The sequence below is a fragment of the Streptococcus sp. FSL W8-0197 genome, assembly GCF_037963785.1.
GTDB lineage: Bacteria > Bacillota > Bacilli > Lactobacillales > Streptococcaceae > Streptococcus > Streptococcus oralis_CQ.
In genome coordinates, this window is the sequence record NZ_CP150168.1 from 1892618 (window position 1) to 1909756 (window position 17139).

The window sequence follows — 17139 nt, forward strand, 5'->3', positions numbered from 1 at the left end:
TAGGGGATATGAAACAAGTTTTTCTCTCAACAACAACTGAATTTAAAGAGATCGACACGCTTGAACCGGGTACTTGGATCAACCTCGTCAATCCTACACAAAATGAATCGTTGGAAATCGCCAACGCCTTTGACATTGACATTGCCGACCTTCGAGCACCGCTCGATGCGGAAGAAATGTCCCGTATTACCATCGAAGATGAGTACACTTTGATCATCGTAGACGTTCCCATCACAGAGGAAAGAAACAATCGTACCTACTACGTTACGATTCCGCTGGGGATTATCATCACAGAGGAAACCATTATCACCACCTGCTTGGAACCCCTCCCAGTTCTCGATGTCTTTATCAACCGTAGACTGCGCAACTTTTACACCTTCATGCGTTCACGTTTTATCTTCCAGATTCTCTACCGCAACGCTGAGCTTTACCTGACAGCCCTTCGTTCGATTGACCGTAAGAGTGACCAGATCGAAAGTCAACTTCACAAATCCACTCGAAACGAAGAACTGATCGAACTCATGGAATTGGAAAAGACCATCGTCTATTTCAAGGCCTCACTTAAGACGAACGAGCGCGTGATTAAGAAATTGACCAGTGCAACCAGCAATATCAAAAAATACTTAGAGGACGAAGACCTACTCGAAGACACCCTGATTGAAACCCAACAGGCCATCGAGATGGCAGATATCTATGGAAATGTCCTTCACTCTATGACAGAGACCTTTGCCTCTATCATTTCCAATAACCAGAACAACATCATGAAGACCCTGGCTCTCGTGACCATCGTTATGTCTGTCCCAACCATGATCTTCTCAGCCTACGGGATGAACTTTAAGGATAATGAAATCCCTTTGAACGGTGAGCCTCATGCCTTCTGGTTAATCGTCTTTATCGCCTTTGCTATGAGTGTTTCGCTCACTCTCTATCTCATCCATAAAAAATGGTTCTAAGAGGAATCCCTATGTCTCAGATTGATTTACAAAAATTAACTAAGAAAAACCAAGAGTTTATCCACATCGCTACCCAACAATTTATCAAAGATGGCAAAACAGATGCTGAAATCAAGGCTGTTTTTGAGGAAGTCATTCCTAAAATCCTTGAAGAGCAAGTCAAAGGAACGACAGCTCGTTCCCTCTACGGCGCTCCAACTCACTGGGCTCACAGCTTTACAGTCAAGGAACAGTACGAAAAAGAGCATCCAAAAGAAAATGACGATCCAAAACTCATGATTATGGACTCAGCCCTTTTTATCACCAGTCTCTTTGCATTGGTTAGCGCTCTGACTACCTTCTTCTCTACAGATCAGGCTATTGGCTATGGCTTGATTACCCTCTTGTTGGTTGGACTTGTAGGAGGACTTGCCTTCTACTTGATGTACTACTTTGTCTACCAGTACTATGGACCAGACACAGATCGTAGCCAGCGCCCTCCTTTCTGGAAATCAATCCTCGTCATCCTCGCTGCTATGCTTCTTTGGTTGGTTGTCTTCTTTGCAACAAGCTTCCTACCAGCCAACCTCAATCCAGTCCTTGCTCCATTGCCTTTGGCTGTCCTGGGAGCAGCCCTTCTCGCCCTTCGCTTCTATCTCAAGAAACGTTTCAATATCCGAAGCGCAAGCGCAGGCCCATCACGTTATTAAGAGAAGTGAAAAGCTATGGCATATAGTCAATCTTTAGCTCAGCAGATTCGAAAAATTCTAGCACTCAAACTTCCTCCCCAAATTTTCGAAGAAGAGCTAGAAGAAAAGAAACTGTTTGGTGGCCTTGCCTTTATGATTCGTGGGAAAATGGTCCTTACAGTCAGTTCCAGAAAGGACGAGCTGGTTATGGTGAGAATTGGCGAAGAACTGGAAAAGCAAGTTCTACCCCGAACAGGAGCTCATACTACATTGATGAGAGGGCGCCTTTATCACGGCTATATAGACCTAGATATAGAAGGTCAAAAAGAACTTCCTTACTGGATTGATTTAGCTCTCTCCTATAATCAAGAGTTGACCAAGTAACTCATATCTAGTGAGATTAGAGATTAGAAAAACGAAAAGCAACTGCACAAGCGGTTGCTTTTTTCACTTGCTTTCTTGAGATTCAATAGCACTTCTGACTCTAATTCCTATAGTTTTCTCTCATCTTTTGTGATAGAATAGGCTCATACTCAATGAAAATCAAAGAGCAAACTAGGAAGCTAGCCGCAGGCTGTACTTGAGTACGGCAAGGCAAAGCTGACGTGGTTTGAATTTGATTTTCGAAGAGTATCAATCTATTTCTAGGAGGACGAGATATAGTTTCTACTATTGGTATTGTTAGTTTGTCTAGTGGTGTTATCGGAGAGGATTTTGTCAAACACGAAGTCGATTTGGGTGTCCAACGTCTCAAGGATTTGGGACTCAATCCTGTCTTTTTACCCCATTCGCTAAAGGGCTTGGACTTTATCAAGGATCATCCCGAGACGCGTGCAGAGGATTTGATGCAGGCCTTTTCGGACGATAGCATCGACATGATCCTATGCGCCATCGGTGGGGATGATACCTATCGCTTGCTACCTTATCTTTTTGAAAATGACCAACTACAAAAGGTTATCAAACCAAAGATTTTTCTCGGTTTCTCGGATACGACCATGAACCATCTCATGTTGCATAAACTAGGAATCAAGACTTTTTACGGCCAATCCTTTCTAGCGGACATTTGTGAGTTAGACAAAGAAATGTTGCCCTATAGCCTCCACTACTTTAAAGAACTGATCGAGACTGGGAGAATCTCAGAAATCCGCCCTAGCGACCTTTGGTATGAGGAACGGACTGATTTTAGTCCCAAGGCTCTGGGAACAGCTCGAGTCAGTCATGTAAATACAGGTTTTGACTTGTTACAAGGAAATGCCCAGTTTGAGGGAGAAATCCTCGGTGGTTGTCTTGAGTCTCTCTATGATATCTTTGACAACTCTCTACACGCAGATAGCACCGACCTCTGCCAAAAATACAAACTTTTCCCTGACTTATCCGACTGGGAAGGAAAGATTCTCTTACTAGAAACAAGCGAAGAAAAGCCTGAACCTGATGATTTCAAAAAAATGTTGCTAGCTTTGAAAAAAACTGGAATATTTGAGGTCATCAGTGGACTCTTGGTCGGAAAGCCAATGGATGAAACCTTCTATAACGACTATAAAGAGGCACTAATGAGCATCGTTGACAGCAATATCCCAATTGTCTATAATCTAAACGTTGGGCACGCCACACCAAGAGCCATTGTTCCCTTTGGCGTTCACGCCTATGTAGATGCACAGGAGCAAGTCATTCGCTTTGACGATAACAAAAAATAAACAATTTCTCCATTTTTGTGCTTTGGTATTGATTTTCGTTACAATTTGTGTCTGAATTTATTGCATTTTGCTTATTTCTATGATATCTTTTTAAAGGAGGTGTATATGACTAAACAAAAAATAAATCAAATTGTCGGTTCAATCGGGGCCTTTATCGGGATTATTGTATTTATCGCCTACATCCCACAAATTTTTGCCAATTTACAAGGCAACAAAGCTCAACCATTCCAGCCTTTATCCGCAGCAGTATCTTGTTTAATTTGGGTTATTTACGGGTGGACAAAAGAACCTAAGAAGGATTGGATACTAATTATTCCAAACTCAGCTGGCGTTGTCTTAGGTGGACTGACATTTCTTACTGCACTATAAAAGTTACTAGCATATAATCAAAAAGCTGAGAGGAGATTCTCAGCTTTTTCTCTTGTATAACTACTAAAACGTCACATACTACTGATAACTAAAATAATCAAGGGAAGGCTATTGCCTAACATATGAACAACTAGAGGATAATAAATATTCTCTTTTTCTTTCACATAGATGATAGAAAAGGCAATGCCTCCACCTAGATAACCGACTGCACTGACCCACTCTGATAAAGCCAAACTGTGCATATGAGTCAGAGCAAAAACAAGTCCTACCAGAAGAATGCTTAGCCAACTTGACAGACGTTTCTGCAAGTGATGTAACAAGAGCTGACGGAAAAAGAGTTCTTCCACAAAAGGTCCTATGATACAGGCGAAAACTGCTATCAGTATTGGTTGTTCTTGAAAGGTACTTTGAATATTCGACTGGTTTAGACCTTGTCCGACTAGCCCAAAAAACTGCTTCAACATCTCTGATACAAATTCAAAGACAAAAGTCATCAGAAAGAGAAAGAGCCATCCTGTTAAGACGCCAAAGAAGAATTTCCTTTTAGTCTTTCTAATCTCATTCCATTGTTTGATCAATCGATCCTTAAACAAGAAAGAGCCATATAGAGCTAGTACTACATAAACTAGATAATTTGCAATAGCAGATGGCATCAAGAAAGCCAGCAATTTAACTCCATCAAATACAAAGAGAACTGTATAGAGAATCGCAAAAATCAGAATTCCCTTATTTTTGTTAGACAACATTTAATTCCCCTTCCATTCACAATCATTCTCGTGGTCGTCAATCAAACCTGCTGCTTGTAGAAAAGATAAAACGGCAACTGGGCCTGTGAACTTGAAACCTTGTTTTTTGAGATCTTTAGCTAATTTTTCAGACAAGGCTGTTTTAGCAGGTGCTAGGTGATAGTCAGGAACATCATTCACGATCGTTTTTCCCTCAACAAAAGACCAGAGATAGGCATCAAAGGAGCCATATGCTTCCTGAACTTGTAAAAATGCTTGGGCATTGGCACGCGTAGCAAAAATCTTGGCACGATTTCGGATGATGGCTGGATTGTCTAACAAGGCTTCCAACTGCGCATCTGTCATTTCCGCGACCGCTTGAATTTGATAGCCATGAAATGCTTCTCGGAAAGCCTGGCGTTTGTTGAGTACCGTTTCCCAAGACAGACCAGCCTGATAAGTCTCCATACAGAGCAGTTCAAAAAGAGCGCGGTCATCATGAAGGGGTTGCCCCCACTCCTCATCATGATAGGCTACATATAAGGGATTATTCATTTTTACCCAACCACAGCGTTTTGGCATATTATACTCCTATTTGACCAACATCTTAAGGGCCGACTTGATATAGTTCTCTGCTGTATCCGTCGTTCCTTCAAAGAATTTCTTGATTTTCTTAAGTTCAGTCGCCTTGTAGCCCAGTGCCAGCATGGCTTCCATAGCTTCTTCCAGTTCTTGGTTTTCAGCGCTGGTTTGCACTGCGACCTTGGAAGGAAGGTCATCACTAGCCACGACTACCTTGCCTTCCAAGTCCAGCACCATCTGCTGGGCTGTTTTCTTGCCAATTTTAGGGAACTTGGTCAAGTAGGTGATGTTCTTAGTCTCGATCGCTTGAACCAAGCCAGCATTGTCATCAGCTGCGATGATAGCAAGAGCTGACACAGGACCAATCCCTGAGACCGAGATCAGACTGAGAAAGAGCTTTTTCTCATCTTCTGAGCGAAAACCGTAGAGCAGATGGGCGTCCTCACGGACAACTTGGTGCACATAAATTTGAGTTTCTTGATTGACCTGACCTGAGTAAGCATAGGGATTGGCTACATGCAAAATATAACCGATACCATTTGCCTCTAGGACGATGTATTTGGCAGTGATTTTAGTAATGATTCCTTTTAAATATTCGTACATAATTTTTTCTCCATTATTTTGCCTATCTAGTATACCATATTTCCCCAAGACAGACTGCAACAAAAGGTGCAACCTCTGGTTGACAAATAGTACAAGAGATTGTATTCTCATTATAAGTAAAAATTGTTAGGATAGAAGTAGAAAAAGGAGGATAGAATAATGAAACTCGCAGAAAAACTATTTGAGCTCAGAAAGGAAAAAGGTTGGTCCCAGGAAAAGCTAGCAGAACAAATCAATGTTTCTCGGCAAAGCATCTCCAAATGGGAGTCTGGACAAGTACTTCCTGAAATCGAAAAAATCATTGAATTAAGCAAGATTTTTCAAGTAACAACTGACTATCTCTTACTGGATGAAAACTTTGAAAAAGGTTCCACAGCAGTGATCTTGGAAGAAGGCAAGGACAAATACTATAAAGAGGCTAAATCCTATGGCCTCTGGCAAGTGATTTATATTTTCGTCTTAGCTCTGGCTATCTATCTCGTTTTAGCCGGTTCTAGTTTCCCAGCCGAATTCACCGCCTGGATTTGGCTGACCTTCGTTCTTTTGATTGCTTCAGCAATTGCGATCAACAAGACTCTCAAAACCAAACAACGTTATCTTGATAAAGTGATTGGTCTTGAGAATCCTTCTGACAAAGATGACTCTAGAAAACCTTGAATCACCTAATTCCGTTTTCGCAATATTTTTTAGAACTGATCTTGTCAAGCAAGTGTAAACCTCATGGCAAGTTGCCATGTCCATTCAAAATTCCCACCATAGAAAAGCTAAAAAGCCTTGTTTGGAAAAAACAAAGGCTTTTTGTGTTCTTAATATTTCCCCAACTCACGGAGGCTAGTATGATTCTCCTGAATTCGTCGGAACATTTTTTCCATATCCGACTTGGTAAAATGCACCAAAACAGGACGTCCGTGGGGACAGTTGTAAGGATTGTCACATTGAGAAAGCTGATAAAGGAGTTGTCTGGCTGAGTGGTCATCGATGCGATGGTTGGCCTTGATAGACCGTTTGCAGGACATCATGATAGCCAGCTCTGCTCGGTATTTCTTGATCGAAACTTCCTTGGTCAAGAGGAGCATATCACACATTTCATAGATGCCTGACTCAATCTCTTCTTCTGCCATCCAAATAGGATGTTCACGCAGTATAAATTGATTTTCTCCGTACTCTGCTAAAAAGACACCCACTTCCTCCAAAAGTGCCATTCTTTCCTTGAGACGAAGAGCATCATCTGCTGGGAATTCAAAGATGTAGGGCACTAGGAGTTGTTGCTGACTCTGGTCAACATTGCCGATGCTTTCACGGTATTCCTCGTACTTAACTCGTTCCTGCGCCGCATGTTGGTCTATGATGTAGAGTCCATCTCGCCCTTGGGCAAAGAGATAAGTCCCGTGCATTTGTCCGAAAAACTCCAACTCTGGGAAGCTGGATGCTTCTTCTCGCTCCAGCTTATCATAAGCCTTATTGAGGCTAGCTAGATCTAACTCTGGATGGTCTAGTTGGTCGTAGTTAGCAGGCTTTCTCTCTGCAAAATGCAGTTTTGCGGGCTTAGTCAATTGGTCCAAAGTTTCTTTAGCAAACAGGGTTAGGTCCCTACCCTCCTCAGTTAATTCAACCTGGTGGTCAGCCACCTCAGCTTGACTGGGTTTTGAGAGTTCTGTTTTTTCATAGTAGAGCGTATTTTCTTTGAGTGGGAGAATGGTCTGCTCTACCTTTTGACGATTACGCACAGTCGACTTGGCAAGATTTTCTAAAGCATCAGGAATCAAGGATTGTTCCTTGAGACTATTTGAAATAGCTTCTGAAACCAGCGCCATCAGTTCTCTTTCCTTAGAAATCCGCACTTCTTGCTTGGTTGGATGCACATTGACATCAGCTAGATAGGGGTCGATATGGATGTGAATGACAGCCAGTGGAAAACGCCCTACCATGAGCTTGCTTCCATAACCGTCAAGAATAGCACGATTGAGTAGAAAGTTCTTGATATAACGGCCATTGATGAAGAGGCTGATATAGTTGCGATTTGCTCGGGTTAATTCAGGTAAAGACACAAAACCTGTAATTTCAAAATCTAAGTCAGAGTTCTCAATTTCAATCATCTTCTTGGCACTCGCCAAACCATAAATCCCTGCGATGGCTTGACGCAGTTGACCAGTCCCTGCTGTCCGCGTCATTTCCTTGCCATCACTAATCAAACTGAAGGAAATCTCAGGATGAGCTAATCCCAGACGGTTGACAATATCAATGATATGAGACAGCTCCGCTTGCTGGCTCTTCATATACTTGAGACGGGCAGGTGTGTTGAAAAAGAGGTCTTCCACACAAACTTTGGTTCCTACAGGGCTAGTCGCTGGGATGACTTCCTCAACTTGACCTCCACGCGCGACTAACTTAGTCCCATGACTCGCACCATCCACCGCCGTCAACAGAGTCAGCACACTGACAGAAGCGATAGAAGGCAGGGCTTCACCACGAAAACCAAGCGTCCGAATCCGAAAGAGGTCTGCCTGATTTTTTATCTTACTGGTCGCATGGCGACGCAAGGCCAACTCCACCTCATCGTGGGCAATTCCATGACCATTATCGGTGATTTGAATTTTCTTGAGACCAGCTTCCTCAATCTCAATGATAATCTGGCTAGAACCCGCGTCAATGGCATTTTCTACCAACTCTTTGACCACACTGGCAGGACGTTCGATAACCTCCCCTGCCGCAATCTGGTTTGCCAACACTTCTGGCAATTCAATAATATGAGACATCTTTCAGCCCCTTTCTGTATCTATTTTCCTAGAAATTGATTAGTGCTATTATACCATATTTCAGATGTTACCAGAAAAAGCAAATGCCACATAGACGCTAAATCTGTCCACATAGGCAAAAGCTCTTGCCATGGGTCGTAAAATAGTGGTATACTCAATAAAAATCAAAGAGCAAACTAGAAAGCTAGGCGCAGACAGTACTTTAGTACGGCAAGACGACGCTGACGTGGTTTGAATTTGATTTTTGAAGAGTATTAATAAAGGTGTACAAGAAGTGAGATTAACCTTGTATAACTGAAAAGGAGGGAAATTTATGAAAGTAGAACTACAGATTAAGGAGACTTACGAGGAGGAAAAGCTGATTGTCCAAGCACCTCAGCCGACCGAAAAAGTCCAGAAAGTCATCGAATTCGCTGAAAATCTTGACCAAAAAGAAACAATCAAAGGAAAGATTGAAGATCAGGTCTATCTAGTTAAGATTTGTAAGATACAACGCTTCTATATCGAGAATCGCAAGGTTCTAGCAGAAACTGCCAGTCAGACCTACAGCATTGATTTGCGACTCTATCAGGTTCTTGAAATTCTGCCGACCACTTTTATCCAAATTTCCCAATCTGAAATCGTCAATATCGACTCCATCTCTCATCTCAAGCTCACGCCCAACGGTCTGGTTAAAATCTTTCTAAAAAATGAAAGCTTCACCTACTCTTCACGCCGCTACCTAAAAACCATCAAGGAGAAATTAGAACTATGAAAAAACAAATCTTTCACGATGCAGCCGATGGTGTACTCATCGGCCTCATCCTCTCTATCCTCTTTTCACTCATTTATGCCCCAAATACCTATGCTCCACTTAGTCCCGAGTCTCTTATCGGCCAAGTGATGACTCAACATCAGGTTCACGGTGCCCTAGTCTTGCTCTACTGCATGATCATCTGGTCAGCTATCGGCGTTCTCTTTAGTTTTGGCAGTCGCTTATTCAGCCGTGACTGGAGCCTGCTCCGTGCCACACTTTCCCACTTCTTCCTCATGCTGGCTGGCTTTGTTCCACTAGCAACTCTGGCTGGTTGGTTCCCCTTCCACTGGACCTTCTATCTCCAGCTCATTCCAGAGTTTGCGATCGTCTACCTCATCATCTGGGTCATTCTCTATAAAAGAGAAGCAAAAAAAGTAGACCACATCAATCAACTCTTGGCTCATAAAAAGTAATAGAGAAAAATCCCACTCACAAAAATGTGAGTGGGCTCTTTTTATAACTTTTGTTTGAGCTCAACCAAGACATTCATAGCCTGCATCGGTGTCATATTGTAAACATCCAGTTTAGCTAATTCTGCTAGGATAGGATGCTCTGCAGGGGTATCAAAGAGTGACATCTGTTCAGTAACAGCACTTGTTTCTCTCATTGGAGCAGGACTTTCCGTCCCTTGATTCTCCAGTTGAGTCAATATCTTATCTGCCCTTGATAAAAGTTCTGCTGGTAAGCCAGCAATCTTAGCAACGTGGATACCGTAGGATTTGTCAGCTGGTCCTGGTTCGATCTTGTGAAGGAAGGTAACCTGCCCATCCTGCTCCAAGGTCGCCACATGGACATTGACCAAGTTTTTTAAGCTGGACTCCAGACTGGTCAACTCATGGTAGTGGGTCGCAAAGAGGGTTTTGGCTCCGATATGTTCATGAATGTATTCGATGATGGACTGGGCAAGAGCCATCCCATCATAAGTCGCAGTTCCTCGACCTAACTCATCAAAGAGAATCAAGGAATTCTTGGTCGCATGCGAAATGGCATTGTTAGCCTCCATCATCTCCACCATGAAGGTTGATTGACCTGAAACCAAGTCATCTGCTGCTCCGATACGGGTAAAGATAGCATCGAAGATAGGCAAATGGGCGCTTTCTGCCGGCACATACGAGCCTAGCTGGGCCATAACCGCCATCATGGCTAGTTGGCGCATATAGGTGGACTTCCCGCTCATGTTGGGTCCCGTAATCAGTTGAATGCTGGTATCTTCTGACATCTGGATACTGTTTGGAATATAGGTCTGAGCTCCCATGACCTTTTCGACGACAGCATGGCGCCCTTTTTGGATATCTATTTGTGAATCCTCTCCAAACTCAGGTCTGATCAAATGCTGGGTTTCAGCCACAACTGCGAGACTTTGCAAGACATCAACCGTCGCAATTCCTTGGGCTAGAGCCTGCAAACGCTGGATGTACTTGCTGACTTCCTCACGGATACGCATAAAGATTTCATATTCTAGGTTGGCTGACTTCTCACGTGCCTCCAACATATCCCCCTCGATACGAGCTAATTCCTCGGTCCCAAAGCGTTCTGAGTTTTTCAGTGTCGCCTTGCGGAAAAAGTGGGATGGCACATTTCCCAGTTGCGAATTGGTCACATGGAAATAGTAGCCGTCCTTTTTATTGTAGTCAATCTTAAGCGTGCTGATACCAGAGTTTTCCCGCTCCTTAGCCTCAATCTCAGCAATCCAGCTAGTCCCTTCTCTGAGGACACGACGGTATTTATCCAAGGTCTCATCAAATCCCGTCCGAATAATACCACCTTCCGTAATCACGTGAGGGGCTTCAGGGGCAATCGCTGTGCTAATCAAACTCTCTAACTCTGGAATGGCATCCAACTGTGCGATGAGATAAGCTAAAGCAGGCTGCTCCATTCCCTCTAAAATCGCACGAATCCGTGGCACACTAGATAAGGTAGTCGCCAATTGCAAGAGATCCTTGGGATTGGTCTTGCCAAAAGAAACCCGACTAGCCAAACGTTCGATATCATAAACACCCTTGAGACTGTCTGTCAAATCGCTACGCTCAAAGAAGTGGTCAAGAAAGACCTGCACCACCTCTTGACGTTGGACGATTCGCTCCTTATCAATCAAGGGACGATGAATCCAAGAACGCAAGAGACGCATCCCCATAGCCGTTTTGGTTTCATCCAAAAGCCAGAAAAGACTGCCTTGCTTCTTACCTGAACGGGCATTCTCAACCAAATCCAGACTAGCCTTGGTCGCATAATCCATCTGCAAGAAATCTTTGATTTCATAGCGGATAACTGGTTTGAGGTGGTTCAATTCCCGCATCTGGGTCCGATGAATATACTGGAGTAGCTTACTAGCTGCTGCTTGCTCCACAGCTGCCAATCGTGGATCTAGTAAATGAAGGTCCTCAAAGCCTTCTTTCTCATAAGAAAGCACCAAATTCATCTGACGGCTGAGGATTTGTTCTTCTTCCTCAGACAAGTCATAACCCAGCACCACTTCTCGAGCCTTGAGGTTACGGATTTCCCCACAAACCAGCGTGAAATCTAAAAGACCTGTCACATAAAAATCACCCGTCACCAGATCCATATAAGCCAGACCAAATTGATTGCCATCACGGTCTATAGCAACCAAGAAATTATTCTGACTATCCGGCTTACTGCTATCAACGACCGTTCCAGGTGTGATGACCTGGACCACCTCTCGCTTGACAACACCAACTGCTTGTTTGGGATCTTCCATCTGCTCGGCTATGGCTACCTTATAGCCCTGCTCAATCAGAACATCGATATACTGCTGGGCAGAATGATAGGGGACACCCGCCATGGGTATCGGATTTTCTGCATTTTTATTCCGACTCGTTAAGGAAATCTCTAAAATCTGTGCTGCATTAATTGCATCTTCATAAAACAACTCGTAAAAATCACCCATTCGAAAAAGCAAAAAAGCATCTGGGTATTGTTTCTTAATATCCACATACTGTTGCATGCCGGGTGATAGCTTTTCTGTTGCCATTTTCCGTCTCTCCTTGCTAAAAATAAGTCTTGAGAGCAACTCCCAAGACCTTATTTATCTTTCATCAAATCTAGCAAACGATCTTCCATCAGCTTGGCAACGTGCTGGTCTCGACAAATAACCAATAAGGTATTAGCACCAGCAACCGTTCCTAAAATCCATTCATCCTTGTTTGCATCTACAATGTTTGCTAAGACTGCAGCTTCCCCAAGTTTGGTATGCAGTACCAAGGTAAACTCTGCTCTTGCAACTCCTTCTAAATGATGAGACAAAAACTCAACTAAATCAATCTTATCTGTCTCATTTGCTAGTACATAATACACCATATCATTTTTCTTAACCTTGGTCAAGCCGATTTCACGCAAATCACGTGACAAAGTCGTTTGTGTCACATAAACATTACGAGCTTCTAAACGATCTTGAATCTCTTTTTGTGTCCCAAGTTTTTCTTCGGTGATCATCTTTTTAATCAATTGATGCCGTTCTCTTTTTCTCATATTATCCTCTTAAGTGAATATTTATAACAAGTTTTACATTTATTTTATAACTACATTATACCAAAAAAAATAGATAATTCAAAAAAATTCTTTTCTTTCTCAAAAAATGTAGTAAATTGTGTTAAAATAGTAAAAAAGCCCAAAAGGAGCCCTTATGAATACAAAAGAATTGATTGCTAGCGAGTTGGCTAGCGTCATTGATAGCCTGGACCAAGAGGCTATTTTAAATTTGCTGGAAACACCTAAAAACTCAGAAATGGGAGACATCGCCTTCCCTGCCTTTTCTCTAGCAAAGGTCGAGCGTAAAGCTCCGCAAATGATTGCAGCAGATATTGCTGAAAAAATCAATAGTCAAGCCTTTGAAAAGGTTGTCGCTACTGGACCTTACGTCAACTTTTTCCTCGATAAATCTGCTATTTCGGCTCAGGTATTAAAGGATGTTATCACTGAAAAAGAGCACTATGCCGACCAAACCATTGGCAAGCAAGAAAATATCGTTATCGACATGTCTAGTCCTAATATCGCAAAACCATTCTCTATTGGTCACCTGCGCTCAACGGTTATCGGAGATAGCTTGTCACATATTTTCCAAAAAATCGGTTATCAAACGGTCAAGGTCAACCACCTAGGAGACTGGGGCAAACAGTTTGGAATGTTGATCGTTGCCTACAAGAAATGGGGAAATGAGGAAGCCGTTAAAGCGCATCCAATCGATGAACTTCTTAAACTCTACGTTCGCATCAATGCTGAAGCTGAAAAAGATCCTAGCTTGGATGAAGAAGCACGCGAATGGTTCCGCAAACTGGAAAATGGAGATGAGGAAGCTCTCGCTCTCTGGCAATGGTTCCGTGATGAAAGTTTAGTGGAATTCAACCGCCTTTACAATGAATTGCAAGTCAAATTTGACAGCTACAACGGGGAAGCTTTTTACAATGATAAGATGGATGCTGTTGTAGACATTCTCGCTGAAAAAGGACTTCTTGTTGAGTCAGAGGGAGCCCAAGTTGTCAATCTTGAGAAATATGGAATTGAACACCCAGCCCTTATCAAAAAATCTGATGGTGCAACTCTCTATATCACACGTGACTTGGCTGCAGCCCTTTACCGTAAAAACGAATACCAATTTGCAAAATCCATCTATGTTGTTGGTCAAGAGCAATCTGCCCACTTCAAACAACTCAAGGCAGTACTACAAGAGATGGGCTACGATTGGAGCCAAGACATTGTCCATGTTCCGTTTGGATTGGTAACAAAAGAAGGGAAAAAACTCTCTACTCGTAAAGGAAATGTCATCTTGCTAGAGCCTACTATTGCAGAGGCTGTTAGTCGTGCCAAGGCCCAAATCGAAGCGAAAAATCCTGAGTTAGAAAATAAAGACCAAGTTGCCCACGCTGTTGGAGTTGGGGCTATCAAGTTCTATGATCTTAAGACCGACCGTACAAATGGATATGACTTCGACCTTGAAGCTATGGTATCCTTTGAAGGAGAAACTGGACCTTACGTTCAATACGCCTACGCTCGTATCCAATCTATCTTGCGCAAAGCCGATTTCAAACCAGATGCAGCTGGCAACTACAGCTTGAACGATGCTGAGAGCTGGGAAATCATTAAACTACTCCAAGACTTCCCACGTATTATCAATCGTGCAGCAGATAACTTTGAACCTTCTATCATTGCGAAATTTGCGATTAGTCTGGCTCAAGCCTTTAACAAATATTATGCACATACACGTATCCTAGATGAAAGTCCTGAGCGCGACAGTCGTCTAGCCCTCAGCTACGCAACCGCAGTCGTCCTCAAAGAAGCTCTTCGTTTGCTCGGAGTAGAAGCGCCGGAGAAGATGTAAATCGCCAAAGTTACTTGATTGCGGAGCAATCTAAGTAACTAACGCCAAATCCTATTCGGACTTTGGCTAGGCGCTTCACTAGTAAAGAAACATAAATATTGTCGATTTATGTTTCTTTACGTCGTAACCAGTACGAGTTGCCCAAACGCTTTACTAATTCACCAGACCAAATAATATCGATTTGGTTAGGCTCATGTCGTAATCTTTTAAATTACTTGAAAGCAATCTGAAAGATTGAGGCAAAATAACATTTATATTGTGTTCGGCATTGTAGCATTTCAATGAAACAATTTATTCACTTTTACTATTTCTTTATCACACTGGGAGATTCCTTATGAGCCAATATGCTTATATCCTCGTTGTACTTAGCTTGGTTTTCCTTTTTCTGCTCAATAAGTACGAGAAGGAAAGACTTCAAAGACTCTACCAAGAGCAACTTTTGAAGGACGAGACATTTAGGTCTGACATCAAAGAGAAAATTCACACGACTGAAAATATCAATGATGTCATTGCACATATCAATAAAACTTACCGTCTGGGAATGTTGCTCTCAAAAGACGTCACAGATCAATTGAAATAATCAAAATCCGAGAAGCTTTCTTCTCGGATTTTTTAGGCTTACCATATTCTCCTTGGAGAAATTTCATTAATGCATGTAAAGTTTTCTGTAATTTTCTATATTTTTTCAAAATGGTCTTGCATTTCCTTTAAGATTTTTGTAGAATAGTAGCTATCTATTCAGATTATTCTGAAAATTCAAAAATAGGAGTGTTTATTATGTCACAAGTTACGTTATCAAACCAGTCAACCTGGGCAAGCAAACTAAAGGCAATGGGGCCAGGAATCCTAATGGCTTCTGCTGCCGTTGGAGGTTCTCACATTGTATCCTCTACTCAAGCTGGTGGTTCTTATGGGTGGTCACTACTCCTCTTGGTTATCTTGGCCAATGTTTTTAAATATCCATTTTTCCGTTTTGGTGCCGAATATACTGCCGACACTGGTAAAACCTTGGTAGAAGGCTATGCTGAAAAAGGAAAAATCTATCTCTGGATTTTCTTTGTCCTCAATGTCTTCTCTGCTATGGTTAATACAGCTGGAGTCGCTATCCTTTGCTCAGCCATCATCGCTAGCGCCTTCCCAATGATTGGACTTAGCATCACTCAGTGGTCCCTTATCCTTGTTGCAGTCATTTGGGCCATGCTACTCTTTGGTGGCTACAAACTATTAGATGGTATGGCAAAATGGATCATGTCTGCTTTGACCATTGCAACTGTTCTTGCAGTTATCATTGCAGCAATTAAACATCCAGAATACAGCTCTGATTTTGTCGAAAAGACACCTTGGCAAATGGCGGCCCTCCCTTTTATCGTTTCCCTCTTAGGATGGATGCCTGCCCCTATTGAAATTTCAGCCGTCAATTCACTCTGGTCTGCTGAAAAGAAAAAGACCGTCAACTTTAATACAGCGGACGCCCTTTTCGACTTTAACGTTGGTTACATTGGAACTGCTATCCTAGCTGTATTCTTCGTGGCACTAGGAGCACTGATTCAGTATCCTACAGGACAAGCAGTTGAAGCAGCTTCAGCCAAGTACATTTCTCAATTTGTGGGTATGTATGCCTCTGTTCTTGGAGAATGGTCCCGTTATTTGATCACCTTTATCGCCTTTCTCTGTATCTTTGGAACGGTCATCACCGTTATCGATGGCTACTCTCGTGTCAATCAGGAATCGCTGCGACTCTTGATTCGTCAAAAAGAGGATTCTCGCAAATCTTTGAACATCTGGATGACCATTACCGCTATCATTGGTATCGTAATTATTAAATTCTTTGCTGGTCAAGTTTCCACCATGCTTCGCTTTGCCATGATCGGTTCTTTCCTGACAACACCATTCTTCGCTCTTTTGAACTATGTATTGGTGACACGTGAGAATAAAAATCTTCCTTCTTGGCTAAAACTCCTCGCTATCGCAGGATTGATTTTCCTCTTTGGCTTCGCTATCTTCTTTATCTATGCACTTGCCATCGGAAAAGCAGGATAGTTTATAAAATGGCACCCTGACAGGGTGCTTTTTGCATACTCAAAAGCAGTTGAAAATCTCAACTGCCCCTCAGAACTACTTTATTTTTCTGTCTCTAACTCATACAAGTCTGCAATGATTGCTGCGACTTTTTTAATATCTCCCAGCATACCACGCATTTCAAAGTCTGCTAGGACCGGGAAGCCAAAGCGCTGGCTATATTGCTTGGCTGTCAGGCAGTATTGATTGTTAAAATTGCGGTTACCGGAACCCACTACCCCAAAACACTTACTAGCATTGGCTCCATAAGCAATAAAGTCGCCCACTGGAGTCGTTAGAATTTCAACATCGCCGTTATCAACGCCATTTCCACCTTCCAGATAGGTCGGCAAGAAAGCGACATAGGGATGTTCCATTTCAAAGAATTCTTGGCCTTCCTTGACCAAATCCTTGATATGGATTTTTTGGACCTCAATTCCCTCATACTGAGACAAGAGATAGTCCTTGAGTCGGGTTACAAAACTCTCTGTATTCCCACTCAGACTGATATACACTAGGGATATTTTTTTCATGTTGACCTCGATTTTTTGTTTACGATTTAAAAAGAACTAACAAGATTGTAACTTGATAGTCCTTTTTTGT

General features: G+C 42.4%; 18 protein-coding genes. 11 read left to right on the forward strand and 7 right to left on the reverse strand.

Annotated elements, in window-relative coordinates:
• The first annotated feature begins 8 nt into the window (after positions 1-8).
• The 5 genes from NYE79_RS09285 (at position 9) to NYE79_RS09305 (ending at position 3684) form a co-directional block, all read left to right on the forward strand.
• Positions 9-953 (forward strand): magnesium transporter CorA family protein, encoded by a 945-nt coding sequence (locus tag NYE79_RS09285; RefSeq protein ID WP_000815616.1) that lies wholly within the window; start codon positions 9-11, stop codon positions 951-953.
• 11 nt (positions 954-964) lie between these two features.
• Complete coding sequence (locus NYE79_RS09290; RefSeq protein ID WP_216728616.1) at positions 965-1642, forward strand: DUF1129 family protein; 678 nt, start codon at positions 965-967, stop codon at positions 1640-1642.
• Positions 1643-1657: 15 nt separating this feature from the next.
• Positions 1658-2005: a TfoX/Sxy family protein gene (locus tag NYE79_RS09295; protein ID WP_198464310.1), complete on the forward strand. Its 348-nt coding sequence runs from the start codon at positions 1658-1660 to the stop codon at positions 2003-2005.
• Positions 2006-2280: 275 nt separating this feature from the next.
• Entirely contained in the window at positions 2281-3315 is a 1035-nt protein-coding gene (locus NYE79_RS09300) for a S66 peptidase family protein (RefSeq protein ID WP_339293866.1), read from the forward strand.
• Between the two features lie 105 nt (positions 3316-3420).
• Positions 3421-3684: a SemiSWEET family transporter gene (locus tag NYE79_RS09305; protein WP_000166112.1), complete on the forward strand. Its 264-nt coding sequence runs from the start codon at positions 3421-3423 to the stop codon at positions 3682-3684.
• A gap of 71 nt (positions 3685-3755) precedes the next feature.
• On the opposite strand, the gene NYE79_RS09310 is transcribed toward NYE79_RS09305, so the two are convergent.
• The 3 genes from NYE79_RS09310 to ruvA are packed head-to-tail and all read right to left on the reverse strand — an operon-like array spanning position 3756 to position 5594.
• Positions 3756-4430 (reverse strand): type II CAAX endopeptidase family protein, encoded by a 675-nt coding sequence (locus NYE79_RS09310; protein WP_000950495.1) that lies wholly within the window; start codon positions 4428-4430, stop codon positions 3756-3758.
• The gene (locus NYE79_RS09315) at positions 4431-4991 is read right to left on the reverse strand and encodes a DNA-3-methyladenine glycosylase I (protein WP_339293700.1); all 561 of its coding nucleotides are present in this window, start codon (positions 4989-4991) and stop codon (positions 4431-4433) included.
• Positions 4992-5000: 9 nt separating this feature from the next.
• Positions 5001-5594: a Holliday junction branch migration protein RuvA gene (ruvA, locus tag NYE79_RS09320; RefSeq protein WP_000273411.1), complete on the reverse strand. Its 594-nt coding sequence runs from the start codon at positions 5592-5594 to the stop codon at positions 5001-5003.
• 159 nt (positions 5595-5753) lie between these two features.
• On the opposite strand from ruvA, the gene NYE79_RS09325 reads away from it, so the two are divergent.
• Positions 5754-6251: a helix-turn-helix transcriptional regulator gene (locus NYE79_RS09325; RefSeq protein ID WP_000761359.1), complete on the forward strand. Its 498-nt coding sequence runs from the start codon at positions 5754-5756 to the stop codon at positions 6249-6251.
• Between the two features lie 149 nt (positions 6252-6400).
• On the opposite strand, the gene mutL is transcribed toward NYE79_RS09325, so the two are convergent.
• Complete coding sequence (mutL, locus tag NYE79_RS09330) at positions 6401-8350, reverse strand: DNA mismatch repair endonuclease MutL (protein WP_216728617.1); 1950 nt, start codon at positions 8348-8350, stop codon at positions 6401-6403.
• Positions 8351-8663: 313 nt separating this feature from the next.
• Between mutL and NYE79_RS09335 the strand changes: the two genes are divergently transcribed.
• Both NYE79_RS09335 and NYE79_RS09340 read left to right on the forward strand, forming a co-directional pair.
• Positions 8664-9104 (forward strand): LytTR family DNA-binding domain-containing protein, encoded by a 441-nt coding sequence (locus tag NYE79_RS09335; RefSeq protein WP_216728618.1) that lies wholly within the window; start codon positions 8664-8666, stop codon positions 9102-9104.
• Positions 9101-9559 (forward strand): DUF3021 domain-containing protein, encoded by a 459-nt coding sequence (locus tag NYE79_RS09340; protein ID WP_216728619.1) that lies wholly within the window; start codon positions 9101-9103, stop codon positions 9557-9559. Before NYE79_RS09335 ends, NYE79_RS09340 begins: the two co-directional genes overlap by 4 nt.
• A 41-nt stretch (positions 9560-9600) precedes the next feature.
• Here NYE79_RS09340 and mutS read toward each other — a convergent pair whose 3' ends face one another.
• Both mutS and argR read right to left on the reverse strand, forming a co-directional pair.
• Positions 9601-12135: a DNA mismatch repair protein MutS gene (mutS, locus tag NYE79_RS09345; RefSeq protein ID WP_339293701.1), complete on the reverse strand. Its 2535-nt coding sequence runs from the start codon at positions 12133-12135 to the stop codon at positions 9601-9603.
• Between the two features lie 50 nt (positions 12136-12185).
• Positions 12186-12632 carry an arginine repressor gene (argR, locus tag NYE79_RS09350; protein WP_001231483.1) on the reverse strand — a complete coding sequence of 149 codons (447 nt, stop codon included), beginning with the start codon at positions 12630-12632 and terminating at the stop codon, positions 12186-12188.
• Positions 12633-12786: 154 nt separating this feature from the next.
• Here argR and argS point away from each other — a divergent pair, with 154 nt between their 5' ends.
• From argS to NYE79_RS09365, 3 genes are all read left to right on the forward strand, one after another.
• A complete protein-coding gene (argS, locus tag NYE79_RS09355) occupies positions 12787-14478 on the forward strand; it encodes an arginine--tRNA ligase (RefSeq protein ID WP_339293702.1) in 1692 nt (563 codons plus the stop codon).
• 334 nt (positions 14479-14812) lie between these two features.
• The gene (locus tag NYE79_RS09360; protein ID WP_000084866.1) at positions 14813-15058 is read left to right on the forward strand and encodes a hypothetical protein; all 246 of its coding nucleotides are present in this window, start codon (positions 14813-14815) and stop codon (positions 15056-15058) included.
• Between the two features lie 197 nt (positions 15059-15255).
• Positions 15256-16518, forward strand: a complete 1263-nt coding sequence (locus NYE79_RS09365; protein ID WP_000084703.1) for an NRAMP family divalent metal transporter — start codon at positions 15256-15258, stop codon at positions 16516-16518.
• Between the two features lie 80 nt (positions 16519-16598).
• Here the strand turns inward: NYE79_RS09365 and nrdI are convergent, their stop codons facing one another.
• On the reverse strand, positions 16599-17069 hold the full coding sequence (gene nrdI / locus NYE79_RS09370; protein ID WP_044021503.1) for a class Ib ribonucleoside-diphosphate reductase assembly flavoprotein NrdI: 471 nt from the start codon (positions 17067-17069) through the stop codon (positions 16599-16601).
• Between the last annotated feature and the right edge of the window lie 70 nt (positions 17070-17139).